Origin of the sequence: Vibrio tapetis subsp. quintayensis, from assembly GCF_030409945.1 — a bacterium.
GTDB classification, from domain to species: Bacteria; Pseudomonadota; Gammaproteobacteria; order Enterobacterales; family Vibrionaceae; genus Vibrio; species Vibrio quintayensis.
The window spans coordinates 189,706-212,385 of sequence record NZ_JAUFQV010000028.1 but is presented as its reverse complement, the minus strand read 5'-3'; the positions used below and the strand labels follow the sequence as shown (position 1 = coordinate 212,385).

The following is a 22,680-nucleotide window of genomic DNA, read 5'->3' as shown; positions in this document are numbered from 1 at the left end:
GTTCAATAGAGCAGGTTTTTTTGCTTTTTAAGCCAATGAATTATTGCATGGCTACTAAAATTCAATATAATTAAAACAAATGATAAGCCTTATCATTACCATTTTTATAAAGGATTGAACTAATGAAAAAAATGCTAACCTTAGCCGCTGTTGCATGTGGTGTTCTAGCTCCTCAAGCTATGGCTGCAGACGAAGTCAATGTTTACTCTTACCGTCAACCTTTCCTTGTTGAGCCTATGTTCAACGAGTTTACAAAAGAAACGGGCATTAAAGTAAACGTGAAGTTCGCCAAAAAAGGTTTAGCAGAAAAGTTAGCTCAAGAAGGCGAATACAGCCCAGCTGACGTTATCTTAACGGTTGATATCAGCCGTCTTGCAGAACTTTCAAATAAAGATCTAGTTCAACCTGTAAACAGTAAAATCATTGAAGCGAATATTCCTGCTCAGTACCAAGATGTAGACAATCAGTGGTTTGGCATTACTACTCGTGCTCGTGCCGTTTACTCATCTCGTGATCGTGTTGGTAAGTTGGGTGATGATTTCACTTACGCTGATTTAGCAACTCCAGAGTTCAAAGGTAAAATTTGTACTCGTAGTGGTAAGCACCCATACAATGTATCTCTAGTTTCTGCGATGATTGCTCACAAAGGTGAAGCAGAAACAAAAGCTTGGTTGGAAGGCGTAAAAGCTAATCTAGCTCGTAAACCTCAAGGCAACGACCGCGGTCAAGTTAAAGCTATCAAAGAAGGTCTATGTGACGTTTCTTTAGGTAACAGCTACTACCTTGGTAAAATGGTTAACGATAAAGAGCAAAAAGCTTGGGCTGATGCGGTATACATTAACTTCCCGAACCAAAACGCGGAAGGTACTCACGTAAACATCAGTGGCATGGCAATGGCTAAATACTCGCCAAACAAAGATAATGCTCAAAAACTGATGGAATTTCTAACGGAATCAACAGCACAGAGCATGTATGCTGAAGTGAACTTTGAGAGCCCAGTTAAAGCCGGCGTAGCACCATCTGAGCTTGTTGCTTCATGGGGCGAGTTCCGTGCAGATGATTTATCTCTAGATAAAATTGCTGAGTATCACAGCGCGGCAATTAAACTTCTTGATGAAGTGAAATTTGACCTTTAATGCACCATTAAGGGATATACTTGTTATATCCCTTAGTTTTCTAAAAACATGAAAGTTGATTTCATGTTTTTTGTAGTTTGTAGGCAATGAAAGAAAAACATAATCTTTGGAAAACCAGCAGTGGGAGCTTTGCTCTACTGCTGGTTTTGCCGATCTTAGCGATCTTCTATAAATCCATGGGGGACGCAGACGATCTGTTCCACCATTTACTCAACACGGTCATGCCAACCTATGCCTACAATACGGTAGTGTTAGTTGTGGGTGTTATGTTGCTCTCATTGCTGATGGGGGTGCCTAGTGCATGGCTCATGGCAATGTGTAAATTGCCGAGTGAAAAAATACTGCAATGGGCTTTGGTTTTGCCGTTGGCGATGCCCGGTTATATTGTGGGGTATATCTTTACCGATTGGTTTGATTTTGCTGGCCCTGTTCAGGTGATGCTCCGAAATCTTACGGGATGGGGGCCTGGTGAATACTGGTTCCCTGATTTAAGGACGCTTCCTGGCGCCATTTTTGTTCTGTCTCTTGTGCTCTACCCCTATGTATATCTGTTAGCTCGAGCGGCATTCATGGAACAAAACGTTTCTTTGCTGCAATCCGCTCGATTATTAAAGTGTTCTCCGTGGGAGACCTTTAAGCGCATTTCTTTACCATTAGCTAGGCCATCAATTGCTGTGGGTTTGTCTCTAGTTGCCATGGAAACCATCGGTGACTTTGGAACCGTGAGTTATTTTGCGGTCAATACGTTAACAACCGCGGTATATGATACTTGGCTTGGTTATTCTAACCTCACTGCAGCCGCTAAAATATCGGCATTGATGCTGGTGGTTGTCATTGTTTTCCTTTCTAGTGAGCGCTATAGCCGAAGAAAGCAAAAGCTATTCCAAAGCCAATACAGTAGCCATGAAGATATACGAACCACATTAACGGGGACGAAAAAATGGCTCGCATTACTGTGGTGCTGGGGGCTTGTTTCCGTTGCCTTTACTTTTCCGTTAATGCAACTGTGCATTTATGCTTTTAAGTACTTTGACCAAAGCTGGACTGCTGAATTTCGTCAATATGCGCTAAATAGTCTTTATGTGTCGATAACGGCAGCGGTGATTGCTGTGTTTATTGCTTTGGTAGTGAACTTTAATCAACGCATAAACCAGTCAAAAGGCAGCGTGCTTGCCATGCGTTTATCTTCTATGGGGTATGCGGTTCCTGGCACGGTGTTGGCTATCGGAGTAATGGCACCTGTCATTTCAATGGACCATATGGTTAACGATATTGCTAAGTATATGGAGTGGGGCAGGCCTGGGTTGATATTCTCAGGCTCTATGTTCGCATTAATTTTTGCTATGGTTGTCCGCTTCTCTGCGGTGGCCATTGGTAGTATTGAAAGTAATCTAAATAAAGTCTCCCCATCTTTAGATATGGCGACACGTACGATGGGCTGCAATGCCAATCAAATGTTAAAGCGTGTCCATTTGCCACTAGTCAGACGAGGTGCTTTAATCGCGGGGCTATTGGTATTTATTGAATCAATGAAAGAGCTTAATGCAGCGTTACTGCTTCGACCGTTTAACTTTGAAACCCTTGCGACCTATGTTTTTAATTTTGCTTCCGATGAGCACCTTGAATTAGCAGCGCTTCCTGCAGTTTTACTCGTGCTTGTAGGGCTGATACCACTGATCGTCGTCAACCGTTCTTTAGAGAGAGACCACTAATGAGTACTGCTTTGGCTGTTCAAAATCTTACCTGCCAATACCAAGAATTAACGGTGCTTGAATCCTTATCTTTGAAGGTTGAGCAAGGCGAGATAGTGTGCTTATTAGGCGCCAGTGGTTGTGGTAAAACGACTTTGCTGAAAGCCATCGCTGGCTTGCTTCCTCTTAGTTCAGGAAAACTGACCTTGGGGGGCCTAACTCTTGATGATGGAAAGCGTTGGCTTGCACCGGAAAAACGCAACATCGGTATGATTTTTCAGGATTATGCGCTATTTCCACATCTCACTGTCGCTGACAATGTTGGCTTTGGTTTACGCCAACTCTCTAGTACTGAGCGTAATCAGAAAGTAAATGACATGCTCGATTTGGTGAAGCTAACAGGGCTTGGCGAGCGTTACCCTCATCAACTGTCTGGTGGTCAGCAACAACGAGTCGCTATCGCACGCTCATTGGCATATAAGCCGGATTTACTATTGCTAGATGAACCGTTTTCTAATATTGATACCCAGGTACGTCATACGTTGATCGGTGAGATCCGTAAAATATTTAAGCAGCAAGGTGTGACGGCTATATTTGTTACTCATAGCCGAGAAGAAGCGTTCGCATTTTCAGATAAAATGGCGGTAATGAATAACGGTGTCATCGAACAATTTGGTACTGCTGCTGAGTTGTACTTTCAACCATCAAGTAAATTTGTGGCAGATTTCTTAGGTGGTGGTAGCTATTTACCTGCTAAAGCGTTGGGCAATAAGCGTTTCTTAACGGTTTTTGGGGAGTTGGAGAGCGATGCAGGAAATACGTTAGTCGAAGAGCAAAACTGCGAGCTATTATTACGACCACAACATGTGAATATCAGTGCGTCTTCCGATAGTGGCATCGAAATATTAGAGCAACAGTTTATGGGCGACCATTGTCGTTACGTGATTGAGGCTCATGGTATTCGGTTACTCGCCAGCTCATGCGAAGCGTTATGCGTTGGACAGAGTGTTAACGTGAAAATAGAGACTCAAGGCGCGCTGATTTTTTCCTAAGAAAAAGCCCAACAAAATTGCTGGGCTCAATGGACCTATAGGGAGTGCTTTTAGTGACCAGCTAAAAACGATGTCCAAAGGGTGAGAGGGCGACATCGATACAGCGCGATGTTACCGTCACCACTATAATGAAAGGAACGCTTTCACTTGATTTACCACCTTCTCAGCGGTGGTTTGATCGGCCATTTCGGCGAATATTCGTAGTAATGGCTCTGTACCTGAGAAGCGGGCAATAACCCAGCCGCCATTTTTGAAGTAGACTTTCGCCCCGTCTTCATAGCTAACACGCTCAATTTCATATTCAAATTCAGGTAGTTGTTTTTCAACATAAATACGAGCATACAGCGCGTCTTTTTCTGAAGCTTTGAAAGTGCAATCGCCTTCTGCTGTGTAGGCATAACCATATTTTGCGTAAATCTCATCAAGCATTTCCGACAATTTCTTGCCAGTAACACTGATCATTTCGACTAAAAGACTAGAAGCAAAAACGCCATCTTTACCTTTGATATGGCCTCGAATGGTTAAACCACCAGAACTTTCACCGCCAATTAGCGAATCATCGGCTTCCATTTGGGAGCTAATATGCTTAAAGCCTACTGGAACCTCAAAGCTCTTTTCACCATGGGCATGGGCGATTTTGTCTAATAGGTGAGTGGTGGCGATATTGCGCACAACCGAGCCTTTCCAGCCTTTGTACTCAAGCAAGTAGTAATACAACAAAATTAGCACTTCGTTAGGGTGAATGAAGTTACCTTTTTCATCGATAATACCTAAGCGGTCAGCGTCGCCATCGGTACCGATGCCAATGTCGTATTTTTCTGCCGCAACAAGGTGCTTTAGTAAATACAAAGTAGCGGCATTCGGTGAGGGCATTAGGCCACCAAAGTCAGGGTTTTTGCCATCGTTGATCACGTCGACATCACAACGACCGTTGATTAATACCGTTTGCAGAGCATTCTTTGCTACGCCGAACATAGGGTCAATCAGCACGCGCAAATTGGCTTTTTTGATGGCTTCAATATCAATGAAGTCGATGATTGAATCGACAAATTCGTTCATTGGGTTGATAACCAGTATCGAACCGTTGCCAACGGCGGCTTCAAAGTCTATCGATTTCACATCTTTCTGTGTGAGATGTGCAACTTGGCTTTCAATTTTTTCAGTGATGATTTCGTCAGCATCACGGCCGCCACGAATAAACACCTTAATGCCATTATAGTCGGCAGGGTTATGAGATGCGGTGATACAAGCCGAGTAGGCACACCCCATTTCCTTCGCTTTGAACATGACGATTGGAGTTGGAACAAATTTGTCTATGAAACTGGTTTGAATGCCATTTGCAGCTAGAACTTGCGCGAACCACCGCCCAGCTTTATCAGACAAGAAACGTCGGTCGAATCCGACAACAAAACCTTCATCTGATACTGCTTCATCGATCATAATGTTGGCGACGGCTTGAGCCACAAGGCAGACATTGTCCTTGGTAAACTCTTCACCGATAAAGGCGCGCCAGCCACCGGTACCGAACTTGATCATAATAAAATCCTATTTCTCTCGCGTTGCTATTTGTGCCAATTTTTTATCGGCACTAGAGGAGGGGAGAAGTGCTCCCCTCAAAGTAATTAACCTAAAATAACCGTTACGTCATTCACGCTACCAGCAGGTTGTACTGGAATCGCGCCTTCAATGGCTTGGCCATTTAGTAGTAACGTTTTTACGCCCTTACTTACCGAGTCAGGGTTTTCAACCTTGATGTTATAGACCGCATCACGCCATTCACGACGAACTTCAAAGCCAGGCCAGTCTGTTGGGATACATGGGTCTACAATCAGACCGTCAAATCCTAGACGTACGCCTAAAATGAAGTTGGTTACGGCGAAGTAAGCCCAACCTGACGTACCTGTTAGCCATGGGTGATTGGCACGGCCATGATCTTGATGATCTCGTCCCATGATGAACTGCACGTATGAGTAAGGTTCTGCATAGCGAGTTTCAATCATGTCGTTTTGGTTGTATGGGTTAAGCGCATCGTAGAATTTCATCGCTTGATCGCCACGGCCCAGTTTTGCTTCTGCGACCCAAGCCCATGGATTAGGGTGCGAGAAGATAGCACCATTCTCTTTCACGCCTTGGTAAACGCGAGTAACGAAGCCGATGTCATCATTAGGTGTCGAGAACGATGGTGAGTTTAGGTGTAAGCCGTAATCGGAATATAGGTGCTCATCGACCGAGTCCATGGCAATCTCGCCACGCTCTTGAGATACCGCACCAGAGAGCACGGCTAGTGTATTTGACTCAAGGTGAATACGACCTTCAGTTTGTTGAGCGGTACCAATTTTATCGCCATCTTTCGTTAGGCCACGGATGTACCAGCCGCCCTCTTCATCCCATAAGTGAGTTTCACAGGCTTGGCGAACGCCTTCTGCCATTGTGGTGTAAGTATCGACATCATCATGGCGACCTAAATGTTTTGCTAGATCGACAAACTCTTGCAATGCCCAGTAGTGCAGGAAAGACACCATTGATGATTCGCCACCACCTAGGTTCAAACAGTCATTCCAGTCAGCACGTAAACCTTTACAAATACCGGTGTTGCCAACGTATTCAGCAGAGAAGTTTAGCGCCGCTTTCATGTGGTCATAAACCGTAGCGATACCGCCATCAGCGTATGGAATTTCTTCGTTGAAGAAGCTCTCTTCACCGGTTTCCATTACGTATTTACAGATGGTCGGGACGATCCACAGGTGATCATCAGAACAAGTGTCTTCGATACCGTGGATCTTATCTTCATCACTTGGTGTTGGAACAACGGTCGGTGATTTGGATGGCACAACGTCTGCTTTTTCAGGATCGAACCAGTCTGGATCAAACAGGTGTAAGCCGTAGCCCGCTTTTACTTGCCCACGGAGTAGGTCTACTAAGCGTTTACGTGTCATTTCTGGATTTGAATGCGGTACAGAAATGGCGTCTTGAGCCGTATCACGATAGCCAAGGCCAGTACGACCGCCAACTTCAATGAAAGAAGCAAAACGAGACCAAACCACACAAGTTTCGGCTTGGTAAAGCGTCCACGTGTTGATCATGGTATCCAAGCCTTCGTTTGGCGACGTGACTTGGAATTTATTGCAGCGCTCGTCCCAGTGTTGTTTGATGCCTGCGAAATCTTCGTCAAGTTTGGTTAAGTCTTGGTATTTAGCGCGTAGTTTAGCGCCATTACCTTTACCAATACCGAGCACGTAAGCAAAACGAATTTCTTCACCAGGTTGGATAACAAATTGCTTATGCAGTGAACCACAGTGGTTGTAACACGTTTGTGCACTATTGCTGCAACGACCTTGTTCCACCGCAATTGGATTGGACTCATCACGGTACATGCCAAGGAAGTTATCACGTTGGCCGTCGTAGCTGTCTGGGTCAAAGGTTGAGGCTAGGTAATAAAAGCCTTCAAAGTCATCGGTGTTGTAGTACAAGTCGTATTCAATAACGCCATCTTTGTATTCTGTTCCCGCTGAGTACAACGACATTTGGTGGTTCTGATTATCCGATGCGATGTGGCTAAATGAAAACTCTACAAAAGAAAATGCACTGATAGTACGTGGTTTATCACCGGTATTTTTTAATACAACATCCCAAACTTCGGCGTCTTCGCCCTTTGGAACAAATAGAGTTTTAGTAGCGGTAATATCTTTGTATTCGCATTTGAATTTGGAATAAGACAAGCCGTGACGAACTTCATAACTTGCTTCGTCTAGGCTTTTTGCCACTGGTTGCCATGAAATAGACCAGTAATCACCGGTTTCGTCATCACGCAAATAAACGTAGTGCCCTGGGCGATCAAATGAAGCGTTTGGACGAAACTTAGTAACACGATTATGCTCGGGTGAGTTATAGAATGAATACCCACCTGCGTTGTGCGAAATTACGGTACAGAATTTTTCCGTACCTAGGTAGTTAGTCCAAGGTGCAGGTACATCTGGACGTGTAATGACATATTCGCGGTTGTCGTTGTCGAAATAGCCGTATTTCATTGCTTCATTTCCTTTTAAGTTGGGCGGTAATGCATTGGCCGCTACGCCCTAAAATACTAATTCTGTAAGTGTGTAATTACTGTTGCCAAGGGTTTCTGTAGTTAACACCTTGACGATCTAAATGGCTTAAATGGCCTTGTAGTCTGGCTAGATAATCCAGCCAGTCGCGCCGAGATTGATCACTCCAGTTCACTTCTGCCATTGCTGTGACTCTAGGGAATACCATGTATTCAAGCTGAGAACGGTTTTCGATGATTTCACACCAAAGCGCACATTGAACTCCCCATACGCGGTTTCGAATTGGATCGTTTTCTGCTAGTGAATTAAGAGGTTCATATCGATAGGCTTTTTCCAATGGGATTGGGTTGGCCCAGTCAACGCCGTGCTCTTCGGGTGCAAAGTCTTGAGTCATGTCTAGGTAAGTGGTTTGTCCGGGTTGCAGGACGACATCGAAGCCTTTTTGGGCGCATGTCAGCGCGGCTTCTTCACTCAGCCACGAAAAGATAACTGTGTCTTTACTGACTTTATCGCCGTGTTGAGCTTCCTCCCAACCTAGCATTCGCTTACCTAAAGATTTCAATTTTTGTTCTGCATAACGCAACAAGTGACCTTGCAGTTCACTAGGGTCTTCATAGCCTTGCTGCTCCATTAAGGCTTGGCAACTAGGGCTTTGAGTCCATACGCCTTTCGGTACTTCATCGGCACCAATATGGACATAAGGAGCGGGGAACAGTGCTGCGATTTCTTCTAATACTGCGTCAACGAATTGATATGTGCCTGACAATGCAGGGGACAATACGTTGTCGTTGTAATACTGAATACTGCGATATTGTGATTTATCTTCTGGATCAACAAGTAAATCGGGCAGTGACTTGATGGCTGCACGGCAATGACCTGGTATGTCGATCTCTGGGATCACGGTAACCCCACGCTCTAAGGCGTATTGAACAACATCGGAAATATCTTCCTGGGTATAAAACCCACCGTAAGTTGAATTAATATGGCTGTATTGCGGCTCGATAGGGGTATCAATGCCACGCCACGCTCCAATTTTGGTTAATTCAGGGAAAGCTTTTATTTCGATTCGCCAGCCTTCATCATCGGTTAAGTGCCAATGAAAATGGTTGAACTTGTAACTGGCCAAATGATTGATGAGCGACTTTACTTGTTCAACACTATGGAAGTGTCGCGCGCAGTCTAGCATCATGCCGCGGTATCGATAGCGCGGCTTATCCTTGATGCTCAAGCAGGGCAAAACTAGGTTAATTTGTTGACCTGAGATGATTTGTAGCAAGGTTGCGCTGGCATGAACAAACCCGTTTGAAGAGCCCGATTCAACCAAGATTTGGTTGGTTAATATGGTTAGGTTATAGCAGCCTTCATCGAGAGTAGGATTCGAACGATAAGTGATTTTCCCCGTTTCAGATTCACATAAGCTTATATCAGCGTTCTTTTCAATTTCGCCGATCAGCCAGTTTACGCCCACATTAGCTAATTCAGACTGGCGATTAATCCCTACGTCAGGAGTGAGAATAAAACGGCCTTCTGATCTTTCCAAAAATAAAGGTTGAGGGATCAGTGATAACTCAGCTGAAGACACTGTTGGAACGTGTGTCCTTTCTTTGTATGGGCTTGCTAATGTAATTGGTGTGATATCAACATTGATTCTTTTAGAGTTTGAAGACGTGTTGACTTCAATGAACGCATCGTTAATGCCATCTGTTAGAAACCTAAATGGAACGGTATTAATGTCAAATTCAACGTAATAGTGGTTGTTCGCCTCTAGTGCCTGTTGATTATCAGGGTTTAGCTGGCAGTAGCCGCCTATCTGTTTGATGCTGCCTTGAGTGAGTGTTTCCGGCAGTATGTATCTGTCTACGGCAAAGTGCAGAGTCCAGTCTGTTAAAGCTTGGTCACTTAAGTTGTGCAAGGTCATACCGAAGCGAGACACTTTGTTTTCATCAGAGAGAACCGCTAAATCGACGCGATAGTTCATAGGGTTACCTCCGGCACGTCAAGTGGGAATAAATTATGTTCCGAGCTACCTGCCATCATGATGCCACCTTCTATCGCATCAGAACTTGGTTGAACTAACCATTGCTGTGCTAAAGGTGAAAGCCATTTGGAAATGCGTTCGCCTATGCTTCCCATAAGTGCGATTCTGTTCGCACCACGCTGGTTTAGTGCAACGAGATACATCTCGATATCAGCGGCCGTTTGTGTCATTAATTCAACGGCTAAGGTGTCACCCTCAAGAGCGTATTCAAACACCTGTGGACAAAAATGCCCGTAATCACGTGGCTTGGCTGTTTTAGACCAAGCAACAATTTCATCCACATCATTTGAAAAATGTGCCATGACGAATTGCGCTAATTTAGTGTTAGGTTTAATGCCATCTTGAGCGAGCAAAACTTGTTGGATTAAATGAAGTCCCATGATGGCACCGCCACCTTGATCAGAGATTGGGAACTCTCGACCGCCAACAACATGTTGCTCGCCATTGAGCAATAAAATGCCACAAGATCCAGTGCCAGCAATCATTATTGCACCATCTTCACCATCATGTGCGCCTAGACAAGCGCCGTAAGCGTCAGTGTTGAGTGTCATGCTGGCAAATGGGTGCTCTAGTGCCATGAATGCATGCCAAGCCGATTTTTGTTCTGCGCCAGCCAGTGCGAGTCCAAGGTGCATGTATTGAAAGTCATTTTCGCCTAATCCGCCTTGTTTGGCAGCTTGAGTGATGGCAGAAACGATGGATTGCATTGCTACGGATACACCCAATAGAATGTTTGCGCTGCCACTTTTAGCTTCACCGATGATGTTGCCTTGAGTATCTTTAATTCGTGCGCGACACGATGTGCCTCCGCCATCAATACCAACGAAATACTTAACCATTACAATTTTCCTTTGTGGTCTCGTTAGAATGAAATTGAGTCATCACAGCGAGCAATAACCAAGCACCGTGTGGGATCCATTGCTCCCCCCAACGCCAGTTTTGCAACATGTCGTCTTTTTGTTTTGGTGGGTTAAAAGCAATGTCATTTTCGTCGTCAAATCCGCCAGTTATGCCATTACAGACGCCACCTTTGGCATTGAAGAAGCCAAGCTGAGGCAAGTAATCTGGGTTGTTATGCCCATGACCATCGAGCATGCACATGTCGTAAGGGTTTAGCCCAACAATCCAGTTTAAACACTGTTGAGCGTATTCATTTACTGCGGAATGCTTAGAGTTATCAAGGTATGGGAGAGCGCTAAACGCCATGCTCGCAAGAGAGCCTAGGCGTGCGTTTTCACCTTGCCACCAGTAGCCGGATTCATTTTCGTGTGCGACAAAAAAGGCATCACGTTTTTGACCTGTCACGGATTTCACGTATTGGCGTGGGTAGCCAAAGGGGTTCGGTACGGTTGAGCTAATGTTTAATTCAAACTCAATGGCATTGGATACAACGGTTTGAATACGTGTAAAGTTCTGAGCATTGGACTCGATTGATAGGTATTCACACAAGGCGATTACTGGAAGCCCAGCTTCAGCTGCGTGGAAATAGGGTCTGCTGCCATCTTGGTTTGCCGACCAGTAGTGATTGAAAGCGTCGTCACAATGTTGACGAGAGGCAAGTTTGTCTGCCCAAAAGCGGCTTTCAGTTAAGTAACGGCTGTCTTTGGTTGTGCGGTAAAGCTCTACAGCCGCCAGCAGTGCACAATAGTCATCAATGATGTTTTCGATACCATCATCGAGATATTGAGTGTTGTTTTCTTTTAGGTGCCAATAACCACGTGTCGCGGCCTCAAGGTATTGCTGTTGGTCATATTCGCCATGGGTATCAAGGCGAGCAGCGGCAGCTAATGCTGCGATACTTACTCCTCCACCTTGGCGGAATCCAGCCTGATAATCGGCTGTTTTGTGACCATCTTGAGTTTCGTAGGCACATATCTCCCGTTGTTTTACGTCCTTGCTCCATTTGTCAAAGACCGTTAAATAAAAGTAACCCTCCGAGTGTTGCATACGGACGAGGAAGTCAGCACCAAATAGGGCTTCTTCACTCAATCTTACTCGTGAAAATGCTGAAAAGTCAGAGCAATCCTCCAAAACCGCTAAGCCTTTTAACATGTTCCATACGACCATAGGGGTCTGTTGAGGGTTTAAAAAGTTGCTATAAGAGAGGTGACTCAAATATTTACTGACATCACCAGAGGCGTCATACCAACCCCCCCCAACATCCGCGGTTTGGTCGGTGCCGAGCAGTGGAATAGCCCCGTCCTGTTGGTCGAAAATGCCGCCGCATCGTTGTGATTTAAAGTAGTGCAACAAATCAGAAAAGGTTCGTTGCATTAGTATTCCGTCACCAATTTCGAATGAATGAGAGCAAGTCTCTCCCACGCGAATGAAGTAGCGTCCGGCTTGCTCTACTTGAGAAAAGTCGATAACGCTAAACAGACCCTGATGCCAGTTAGATACTTTACTTGGCTGTTGAACATGAAGTTCTTGCACCGCTTTCAAAGTATCTGAACACACTAGTTCGGCCGTTAAGGCTGAAGCTATATCGCTGTCGAGTAATAATACGGCTTGTTTTGAGCCTATTACTTCATAACCAATTTGGTTCGTAAACAGTTGCATCAAGGTCTCCAGGTATTACAAGTAAAGAGGGAAGTTACGCCCTCTGATAATGTGTTGAACGTGGGTAATTAGCTTTTGTGAGCATTCACGTTAAGGTGATTAGCTCTCGTACAGATAACAACGAACAAAGTGGTTATCTGAAAGCTTAGTGACACCAGGTAGTTGTTCTGAACACTTAGCGGTTGCGTGTGTGCATCGACCGCTAAATGGACAGCCTACGGACACTGGTGTCCATAGTGGAATTTCACCTTTATTACCCTCAAGCTTGGTATGAATAGATTTACTAGGATCTGGAACGGCTGAAACCAATAAGCGTGTATATGGGTGCTGAGGATTAGCAATAACTTCATCGGTATCGCCCCACTCAACCATATGACCTACATACATCACTGAGATATCTTCAGCAATGTAACGAGCAGTGGCGATGTCATGGGTGATATAAAGCAGAGACATTTCTTTCTCAAACTTCATTTCTTCCATTAGGTTAAGTACGCCAGCACGTATAGACACATCCAACATGGACGTTGGTTCATCTGCCAATACGACTTCAGCACCTACAGCGATATTACGTGCCAAATTGACTCGTTGACGTTGACCACCTGAAAGTTGATGCGGGAATTTATCCGCCGTTTCCTTTGCTGGAATTAGACCAACTTGTTCCAATAAGTGATGAACACGATCTTCTAGTTCTTTTTTATTACCCGGCGTTACTTTCTTGTGGATCAGTAACGGACGAGCAATATGGTGGAAAATATTATGGGTTGGGTTTAGTGAACCAAACGGGTCCTGCCATACCATTTGCACGCCTTCACGGTAGTGCATCACATCTTTACGGCTTGAGATATCTTGGATATCACGGCCTTTGTATTCGATGATGCCATCGGTTGGTGCGTACATCTTTGCGATCATCTTAGCGGTAGTAGATTTGCCTGAACCAGACTCACCAACCACGGCTAGGCCGCGACTTTTATACATTTTGAATGACACGTCGTTGATAGCACGCATCATTGGTTGCTGTAGCGCATTACTGCTGATAGGGAAATCTTTAACCAGATTTTTGCCTTCTACTAGTAACTTACCGTATTCATTGCTCATAGTTGACTCCAGAAACTCTTTACTTCTTACACCAATGGACGATTAAGATTCCGTCTGAGCGAGTTGCTCACCATATAGATGGCAGTTGGAGAAACGGTTATGCTCAATTTGACGCAACACCGTAGGAACTTTCGTACACGCTTCATGAGCACGTTCACAACGAGCTTGGAAACGACACCCTTGTGGGATATCTAGCAAATTTAGTGGGTTGCCAGGTATGCCCGTTAGCTTGGTTTTCGGACCAATCAGTGGCGGGAAAGAACTTCCCAGCCCTTTGGTGTACGGGTGGTATGGGCTCGTTAAAATTTCTTTAGACGGAGCAACTTCGATTAATTCACCTGAGTACATGATGCCGATTCGGTCAGAAAACTCGACCATCAAAGACAAGTCATGGGTGATGAACAATATTGCGAAACCAAACTCTTCTTTGAGGGCGTAAATTTTTTGTAAAATCTCTCGCTGTACTACTACGTCTAGCGCTGTTGTCGGCTCATCCATAATGATCATTTTTGGATTAAGCGCGAGCGCAATAGCGATAACTAAACGTTGACGCATACCACCAGAAAACTGGTGAGGATAATCTTGCAAACGTCCTGGGTGGATATCTACAATCTCCAGAAGCCCCTCAGCACGGCGAACCGCTTGTTCACGAGTCATATTTGTGTGATGCATAATCACATCACAAAATTGGTCTTCCATAGTGAGAACAGGGTTAAGCGCATTCATCGCACTTTGGAATACCATGGACATTTGGCTCCAACGGAACGATTGCATACGTTCGTCGCTGTAATCCAAGATATTTTCACCGTTGAAAATAACCTCTCCACCTGTGATAAAAGCAGGCGGCTTGTGCAGACGCATAAGAGAGAATGCGACGGTTGATTTACCGCAGCCAGATTCACCAGCTAGGCCAAGTACTTCTCCTGGAGCGATGTCAAAGCTCACGTTATTACAAGCGCGAACATCGCCAGCGTCTGTTATGTAGTCAACGCAAAGGTTGCGGACAGAAATTAGTGGTTCAGTCATAATTATTTATCTCCGCTCCAAAGTGCATTTTGTGGTGGTAACTCTGGTGTACGCTCTGATTTTTCTTGAGCAGCCAATTTTTTCCAGCGTTTCATGCCTTTGTGAGAACGTAATTGTGGGTTAGCAATCTCATCGACAGCAAAGTTCAATAATGCCAAACCTGTTACAAGGAAAGTCAAAGCTAAACAAGGACCAATGAGCTCCCACCAAGCGCCAATCAGCATTGAAGATGACGTTTGAACGTTGTAGAGCATGATGCCCCAACTGATGGTGCTTGGGTCACCAAGGCCTAAGAACGAGATCGTTGCTTCCATCATGATGGCGTACATTACAGAGCCAATGAAGCTCGCGCCGACAATAGGGATTAGGTTAGGAAGAATCTCTACAAAGATGATGCGCCATGCGGACTCACCAAGAACTTCAGCCGCTTTAACAAACTCTTTTTCACGTAAAGATAAGGTTTGTGAACGTATTACCCTGGCTCCCCAAGCCCAGGACGTACACCCTATGATGATGGCAATGGTTAACGGGCCTGCCTCTCCGATAAATGCGGCGAGTACAAACAGTAATGGATACTGTGGAATAACCAGCATGATGTTCATCATTGCGGTTAATACATCATCGACACGTCCACCAAAGTAACCAGCTGAAATACCAATGACTGTAGCTAAGAAACACACGGTAATACCGGCACCAAAACCAACGGCTAGAGATACTCGTGCACCGTATGCCAGTTGAGACCAAACATCACGGCCCATACGAGTAGTACCCATTACGTGGTCGGCTTTTTTCGACATAAGTAATGTGCGGCGATCTGTTGCTAGGTTTTCTGCAATCCAGCCATCTGGCGTGTTTTGAGCAGCCGTTACAACAAACGATGGGTATTCATGTGGCTTACCTGTACGTTTATCTGGAGCATGTTTTGTGATTAGTGGTGCTGCAATGGCGACAAATAAGAAAGTAGAGAGTATGACGAGTCCGATAAGTGCAACTCGGTTACCTTGAATGAGTTTAAAGATATCTTTCATGATTATTTGCCTCCCTTACGTAGGCGAGGGTCAAGCACGACATACAACATGTCTGCCATTAAGTTAAAGAACAGCATGAATAGCGTCATGATAAGTAGCTGACCTTGCAATACTTGGTAATCACGAGCATGAATAGCGTTAAGCAGTACAGAACCTAGGCCAGGGTAGTTAAAGATGATTTCAACGATAAGTTGACCACCGATTGCCATACCAAGAGACATCGACAATGCGGTTACACTAGGTAGCAGGGCATTTCGAGCTGCGTAGTTAAAAACAATGCGGTTTTCGTTAAGGCCTTTGCCTTTCGCCATGGTGATGTAATCTTCTGCTAACAAGTTGATCATGTTGTTACGCATGTTTACTAGGAAGCCACCGATTTGAACGACCGATGCACAAAACAGCGGTAGTATGGCGTGATAAGCGACATTCTGATAGAAAGCTAAGCTAGTCCAGTCTGGTGTCACACCTGCGGTGTAGGCATAACCGGTTGGGAACCACTGTAAACCAATAGCAAAAATGAACATGGCCAGCATGGCGATAACCACTTGCGGAACCGCTTGAACAATCAGCATGCCCGGAGTGATAAACGTATCGAACTTACTACCTCGTTTCCACGCAGCAAAAATGCCAAGAATAGAACCAATAGAGAACGAAAGAATAACGGCTGTGCCCGCTAAGAAAAGAGACCAACCGAATGCGCCACCTAAAAGGTCATTTACACTCAGAGGGTAAAATTTAATAGACGTACCTAATTCCCAGCTAGCGATGCTTTTGAGGTAAGTCAGGTATTGCATCCAAAGTGGACCGTCAACGAAACCAAGTAGTTGTTTCATTGCTGCGATTCGTTCAGGAGTAACCTGTGCGGTCGCATTGGCGAACATCATGGTAACTGGGTCACCTGGCATTGCTCGCGGAATAATGAAGTTAATCGTTGCTGCAACCAGCAACGCAATCAAGTAGAACGACAAACGTCTTAAAAAATATCCCATAACTTTTACCTTACTCTCCCAGATTTTTTCCCTGATCCTGGAGTCAGGACGTTCTTTTAGAACGAGTAACCCCCTGACGACGAGCGCCATATCGTGACAAGCGATAGGAGGTTTTGAAAGGCAGCGCGCAGAACCGCGCGCTGCAAAGGGTTGTGCTACTTATTTAACTGGTTTTAGGTCCAGTACGTGAAGTAGACGCTCAGGGATACCAGCCCAGATGTTTGGACGGCCCTTAGGATTCTTCTCATTCCACCAACCAGAGAAACGCGCTTCGTTGTATTGGTACATGTAAGCACCAGATAGAACAGGAACCGTTACTTGGTTAGAAGCGATGATTTGTTGAATGCCATGAGCGATTTCTAGCTGCTCGTTCTTATCTGCTGTTTTGTAGAAGCTATCTAGTAGGCTATCTAGTTTTTCATCAGTAAAGAAGTGCATTGCGAAACGAGGCATGCCCGCGCCGCCTTGTAGTGCTGAGTTATACGCACTGTTCCAGTAAAGGTGTGGATCCGCACCGTGGAAGTAGTTTGTATAAGCAACGTCGTAGTTACCTTCTAGCATCGCTTGGTTGTATACCGCGAACTCAGGTGTACGAGCTTTTGCTTTGATACCCGCTTCGTCAAGTTGCTCAATCGCAAGTTGTACTGTGTTGTTCCAGTCAGTCCAACCATTTACAGATTGAATTGATAGTTCAAACGATTTGCCAGATGGAGTGTCAACATAGCCGTCACCGTTTACATCAACAAAGCCAGCTTTCTTAAGCAATGCTTTTGCGCCGTCTAGGTTATACGTGTTGAATTTCTGGTATTTCTTGTGAGTCTTCTCATCAGACCATGCTTCAAATGCGTAGCCTAGGCCAGATGCGAAGTCATTCACTGTACCGCCACCGTAGAAAGCGATGTCGATGATAGTTTGACGGTCAAGAGCCATAGAGAAAGCACGACGGAAATCAACGTTTGTTAGTGCTTCACTTTTCGCTGCATCTGTATTTTTGAAGTTCATTACAAATGCGTTAGTGCCTGATGGCGGGTACCAGTACTGATGGTTAGGACTTGCTGCAGCGTATGTGCGGTCAATGTCTGGAATGAACGATGAAGTCCAATCCAATTCAGAGTTAACCACTTTACCCAGTAATTGGTCGTTGTTTGCAATTTGTGGTACACGAAGACAGTCTACATCTAGGTTGTCGTTGTCCCAGTAGTTAGGGTTACGACATTGGATGTATAGCTGAGGTGTGAAGGTATCAATCTCAGTAAATGGACCAGTACCTACCGGGTTTTCATTGGTAAATGATGTCGGGTTTTCAACGTCTTTCCATACGTGCTCAGCAACGATTGGAACCAAAGAAATTTCGTATGGTACGTTTGAGTTTGCTTCAGTAAGACGGAAGCGTACTTGGTACTCACTTAGACGTTCAACACTTGAAACCCACTTATTGATGCCACGTTGGTCAAGCTCTGTTTTATCTTTAAGCAGTTGGTATGAGAAAACAACATCGTCCGCTGTGAATTTTTCACCATCAGACCACTTTACGCCTTTGCGAATGTCGAAGGTCACGCTCATCAGATCATCTGACATGCGGAAATCTTCGGCTAGACGCATAACTGGCGTATTACCGTGCATTTCATTAAAGATGACAAGTGGCTCGTAAACGAAATCCGTTGTTGTACGTAGGTTTGTCGCTAGGTATGGGTTGAAGTTGCGAACCATTGTAGGGTAGAAGTCAGGTACAATTGTTAGTTCACTACGTTCTGCTGCAGATGCCACAGGTGCTACGGTAGTAGCTGCTGCGATTACTGCTGCTGCAAGTGCTGTCTTTTTAATATTGGCAAGCATAGCTGTTCCTTACTCATTGCTTTTTGTTTCACTAAGTTGGGAATGTTTTCAATTGGAAACACTCGCCGATGACTATCCCAAAATCCTCCAACTTCGACTGAATATTGATGAAAGTTGGGTGGCCTATAGCCCTCGGTCACCTATAAGAAAACACCTTGTTGGTATTACGGTCAATTGGAGTGTCCGTTAAAAACGTTAAAATACCCTTTCACTCCGTAACAAACGTCAATTTACAGTTGTTCTGGTTGTTTGTTATACAAATATTTAAAGTGATTCAGGTCAAGTTTTATTTCATGTAATGGCATTTTTGTTAGTGAGTACTAACCCTTGAACGCTTCCCTGTAAGGGGTGATTGTCGTTGTTTTTATATAGGTGATCCAGTTCAAAGTCGTTATTTTTCGTCAATTTCACATGGCAAATTAATACTGACAAATTGTTGTGACTCGGTTCTCAATCCGATGAACTTAATCCACTTTTGGTGAAATATTGCATCAACCTTGACTGTTTTTATTTGAACTTACTGCCAGATTGATAGCTTAATTAATCCAAATAAATAACGTTTAACCGCTGCTTTCTTACTCATACGAACGCAGGTTATATCGGTTGGAATCTTTCCTTCGTCAGTATGATAATAAGCGGATACGCAGTGACGAACGGGAGTTGCTTACGATGTGAAGCTTTCATTCAGGGTAACTATTTCAATGGCGGAAAAATGGCCCATCAGAGGTCTGATGGGCCATTGTTTTCAGTTCAATGCGGCGTAGTGCTGATAGGGGACGATGAGTAATCAGCACATCTAACTGGTCAGTAACTTCTGTATTTTGTTTCTTAGTATCTCTAAATGAGCCCGCTGTTGAGTCGCACTGCTGCAATGCTCAAGGATGTAATCCATAGAATTAAGCACGGTACGCCAACGAGGCGTCTTAGGTAGTGTTTCTTTACGTAAATACTTATCTAATGTGCGAGTTTGCAGTGTACTGCGGTCTAGGTACACGCGCCACAAGCCACTTTGTTCAGCAAAGGCAAACTTACTTTGACCACTGTCTGTTTCCCAATAGTCGATAGCGGTTGTCATGGCATCAACCAGTATCTCGCGCATCAATTCTTGTTTATCGCCACCTTGACCTGAGACCTTATCAGCGATGCGGGTAAACTCTCCCCCCAACTCCTTAAGTTGCTGCAGTTTTGCTTTGTCACCTTCGAAGGCATAACTCGAAAGTGCTTCGACTGCCGTTTCCAAGTTGTTGACGCGGACTGTATTAGCGCCACCGCCTACATTGAATATGTACATTGAACGCAGGCCGGAACCCTCAGGAAGTAGCAATATGTCGCTGGAGATGTGCTCTCGTTTGTCGCCAACGTAAATATCAATGTCGCCACAATAGTGAACGTCATTCAAGTTTAGGTATTTTGGCGCAATGATTTCTTCAGCCTGACTGCGTTTTAGTTGCTCAGCAGAGCGCTTAAAGAGCTTGGCAGCAGAATCGTTCGCAAAACGAATACGACCGTCATCATTAATGCAAATTATCGCTTCAGGTGCAGATTCTAGTTGTTCTAAGAGGCGGCCTTGTGTTTCTAGCAAGTTCGCTTCGATGACTTCTCTTTGCTTAAGCTCTTGTTGCAGAAGTTGATTTTCTAGTCGCCTCTGCTCGGCCTTGCTGGCCGCGAGGTGAGCTTTTATTCGAGATGCCAGCTCCAGCTTATTAAATGGTTTCGTTAGATAGTCGTTAGCCCCTGAATCAAAGCCTTTGACTCGATCGTTTGTTTGGCTTAGTGCTGTCAGCATAATAACGGGTAGCTCAGCATGATCGTAGCTTTGTCTTATTTGTTCACAGACCTGATAGCCACTCATTCCTGGCATCATAACATCGAGTAAGAGCAGCTCAGGTTTCTCTGACATTACCAACTCAAGTGCTTCAGGGCCGTCTTGGGCTGTTTTAACTCGATAGCCTTCCATTCGTAAGAAGCTATCCAGAATTTGAAGATTTACGGGTTCGTCATCGGCAACGATTAATAGTGGACCATCCGGATTGTCTGGCAGCGCGTTATTGTCGCCAAGGTTAGAGTCATTTTGCTCCGGGGCTTGAAAGTGGCTCGCGGTGTTTAGTACCTGTGAAGTTGCAATCTCTTCATCGTTTGCTAGTGGTAAAGAGAAACTGAATGTTGTGCCGACCAGTGGTTGGCTACTTACATACAAAGTGCCGCCCATCAACTCAACCAATTGGCGGCTGATGGATAACCCTAAACCAGAGCCCTGACGATAGCGATTAGAGTCCTGACCAGCTTGGATTAGAGGTTCGAAAATATGATCCAGTTGCTCGGCTGGTATACCTTGCCCAGTATCAACTACTTGAATTCGAACTGCATCATCTAAAATGGTAGCGGAAATAACGATTTTGCCTTCACTTGTGTACTTTATAGCATTGCCAATGAGGTTATAGAGAACCTGCTCCAAACGTTGAGGGTCAGCACTCACTAACGGTAAATCAACGGGCACCTGATTAATGATGCGTAAAGGCTTGTTGCCGAGTAGATGTTGCGACAGCTCTAAAACTAATCGCGTAGCACCCGAAAGGTTGACGGCATTGGTTTGAATATCCAGGCTGCCGTAGCGCATCTTGTGATAGTCGAGCAAGTCATCCACCAAGGTGGCTAAGCGCTGGCCGCTGTTTATGATGATCTCTAATTGGTGGCGTTGGTTTGCTGGAATCGACCCATTTGCGCCCGATATGAGAGCTTCAGCGATGCCAATCATGCCATGTAGCGGGGTTCGCAGTTCATGCGAAGTCGTGGCAAGAAATTCATCTTTGAGTTTGTTGGCTAAGTGCAACTCGTCATTTTGTTGAGAGATAATGGTGAGGTTTTGTTCTAACTCTTGGTTTTGTTTACCAATGGTTTGAATTTTTTCACGGATAGAGCGCTGCATACGCTCAAAGCTCACAGCCAAACGGCCGATTTCATCTTTCCTGCTAGTGGTGAACATATCTTCATCAAGATCTCCTGCTGATACTCGTTCAGCAGACCAAGTAAGCTTAAGTAGCGGTGAGGTGATGAAGTTGGAAAGATAATGTGAGCAAATAAAAACCAATATAATGGCAATAAGCATGGCCACGACAAACAGTTTTTCTAGCTGATGGATTCGAGCGTAAGCCAGTTTTTCTGGTAGCTCTGTAATCAACGCCCAACGAAGATCTCGAATTTGCACGGAGGTATAGGCTGCGATCACCCGTTCACCATTGGCATTATCAAAACTTTTAACGGAAGTTTGGCCTTTTAAAGCAATATCAATGATTTTTTGGCTGGCAATGACATCGTCTTGAGACAGATTTAATAGTCGAGGCTGATTATCATCTCCAACTAATAGACTTTTGATGGAGTTAGATTCAGTGTTGTCTTTAAATAGTTTCAATAGCTTGGTGCTTGGCAGCCTTAAGATGGCGTAGCTATGTAAGTAGCCTTGCTGCAAGATTGGCGCGGCGATCCAGGCAACGTGTTCGTTCCCTTCTAAAGTGAAGTCAGAGTATGCGGTAGGAATTTCATCGGTCTCTGGATCCAATTGTTCCATTAGGTTTTGGATACTGGCGAATGTTTTTCCTAGGTTAGTGTGCTTATAGCGCCCAGTGAGTAGGTTAGTACCAAAGTTGTCGTATTTATTAACGGAGTAGGTCACGTTCCCTTTAAGATCAACCAGAAGAATGTCATCAAAATCGGAACGTTTGAGCAGTTCTAAATAGCCCCAATGATATCGCTTATGTAAAAGACGGTAGCGTTCACTTCCTGCAAAATCACTGGATTCGCGTAAAACTGAGGTCTTTATTTTGCTACCAGAACCTTTGATATAGCGTTGTTGGGCATGTTGACGTGCTTTTTCAACATCTTCACCTAGGTCTCTAAATGCACTGACTAACCCGTAAAATCGACCACCACTTGCGTAGGCAAGCTCAGAGCGTACAAATCCCATGGCTTCCGATTCTTTTGCTTGAAAGTAATCCAGAAGCTGTTGTTTTTTTGAATCCCTCACCGAAATCAAATGCGAGGTACTTTGTTCTTGTAAGTCTTGGCTATGAGACTGGAGAAAAAAGAGTGCGATAACGGTTAATGGAATAATGCTGAGCGCCAAGAATGCGACCATTAAGGTGTGTTGTAGGCGTTTGAATTTTTGCTTTCGATGAAATCGTATCATA

The 22,680-nt window shown here is 44.6% G+C and carries 13 protein-coding genes and 2 pseudogenes; 4 read left to right on the top strand and 11 right to left on the bottom strand.

The features are described from left to right. Nucleotides 1–122: 122 nt before the first annotated feature. From QWZ04_RS14355 to QWZ04_RS23565, 4 genes and pseudogenes are all read left to right on the top strand, one after another. On the top strand, nt 123–1,136 hold the full coding sequence (locus QWZ04_RS14355) for a Fe(3+) ABC transporter substrate-binding protein (protein ID WP_290328960.1): 1,014 nt from the start codon (nt 123–125) through the stop codon (nt 1,134–1,136). Between the two features lie 86 nt (nt 1,137–1,222). Further along, entirely contained in the window at nt 1,223–2,848 is a 1,626-nt protein-coding gene (locus QWZ04_RS14350) for an ABC transporter permease (protein WP_290328959.1), read from the top strand. Beyond that, a pseudogene (locus QWZ04_RS14345) lies at nt 2,848–3,586 on the top strand (ABC transporter ATP-binding protein); the annotation flags it as partial. The gene QWZ04_RS14350 and the pseudogene QWZ04_RS14345, both read left to right, overlap by 1 nt. A 77-nt stretch (nt 3,587–3,663) precedes the next feature. Beyond that, nucleotides 3,664–3,879 (top strand): annotated as a pseudogene (locus tag QWZ04_RS23565) (TOBE domain-containing protein); the annotation flags it as partial. A gap of 123 nt (nt 3,880–4,002) precedes the next feature. Here QWZ04_RS23565 and QWZ04_RS14340 read toward each other — a convergent pair. From QWZ04_RS14340 to QWZ04_RS14290, 11 genes are all read right to left on the bottom strand, one after another. Further along, nucleotides 4,003–5,415 carry a phosphoglucomutase/phosphomannomutase family protein gene (locus QWZ04_RS14340; RefSeq protein WP_290328957.1) on the bottom strand — a complete coding sequence of 471 codons (1,413 nt, stop codon included), beginning with the start codon at nt 5,413–5,415 and terminating at the stop codon, nt 4,003–4,005. Nucleotides 5,416–5,501: 86 nt separating this feature from the next. Further along, a complete protein-coding gene (locus tag QWZ04_RS14335) occupies nt 5,502–7,907 on the bottom strand; it encodes a glycoside hydrolase family 94 protein (protein WP_290328956.1) in 2,406 nt (801 codons plus the stop codon). Nucleotides 7,908–7,983: 76 nt separating this feature from the next. After that, complete coding sequence (locus QWZ04_RS14330) at nt 7,984–9,903, bottom strand: beta-N-acetylhexosaminidase (RefSeq protein ID WP_290328955.1); 1,920 nt, start codon at nt 9,901–9,903, stop codon at nt 7,984–7,986. Then, nucleotides 9,900–10,802: a glucosamine kinase nucleotide-binding domain-containing protein gene (locus tag QWZ04_RS14325; protein ID WP_290328954.1), complete on the bottom strand. Its 903-nt coding sequence runs from the start codon at nt 10,800–10,802 to the stop codon at nt 9,900–9,902. Before QWZ04_RS14325 ends, QWZ04_RS14330 begins: the two co-directional genes overlap by 4 nt. After that, nucleotides 10,795–12,522: a glycoside hydrolase family 9 protein gene (locus QWZ04_RS14320; RefSeq protein WP_290328953.1), complete on the bottom strand. Its 1,728-nt coding sequence runs from the start codon at nt 12,520–12,522 to the stop codon at nt 10,795–10,797. Before QWZ04_RS14320 ends, QWZ04_RS14325 begins: the two co-directional genes overlap by 8 nt. A gap of 99 nt (nt 12,523–12,621) precedes the next feature. Then, nucleotides 12,622–13,617 carry an ABC transporter ATP-binding protein gene (locus QWZ04_RS14315; RefSeq protein WP_290328952.1) on the bottom strand — a complete coding sequence of 332 codons (996 nt, stop codon included), beginning with the start codon at nt 13,615–13,617 and terminating at the stop codon, nt 12,622–12,624. A 42-nt stretch (nt 13,618–13,659) separates the two neighbouring features. Further along, a complete protein-coding gene (locus QWZ04_RS14310; protein WP_290328951.1) occupies nt 13,660–14,643 on the bottom strand; it encodes an ABC transporter ATP-binding protein in 984 nt (327 codons plus the stop codon). A 2-nt stretch (nt 14,644–14,645) separates the two neighbouring features. Then, nucleotides 14,646–15,671, bottom strand: coding sequence for an ABC transporter permease (locus QWZ04_RS14305; protein ID WP_290328950.1), 1,026 nt, complete (start codon nt 15,669–15,671; stop codon nt 14,646–14,648). 2 nt (nt 15,672–15,673) lie between these two features. Continuing rightward, entirely contained in the window at nt 15,674–16,660 is a 987-nt protein-coding gene (locus tag QWZ04_RS14300) for an ABC transporter permease (protein WP_290328949.1), read from the bottom strand. Nucleotides 16,661–16,819: 159 nt separating this feature from the next. After that, nucleotides 16,820–18,496 carry an ABC transporter substrate-binding protein gene (locus QWZ04_RS14295; RefSeq protein WP_290328948.1) on the bottom strand — a complete coding sequence of 559 codons (1,677 nt, stop codon included), beginning with the start codon at nt 18,494–18,496 and terminating at the stop codon, nt 16,820–16,822. Nucleotides 18,497–19,292: 796 nt separating this feature from the next. Beyond that, nucleotides 19,293–22,679 (bottom strand): response regulator, encoded by a 3,387-nt coding sequence (locus QWZ04_RS14290; RefSeq protein WP_290328947.1) that lies wholly within the window; start codon nt 22,677–22,679, stop codon nt 19,293–19,295. Nucleotide 22,680 lies beyond the last annotated feature (1 nt).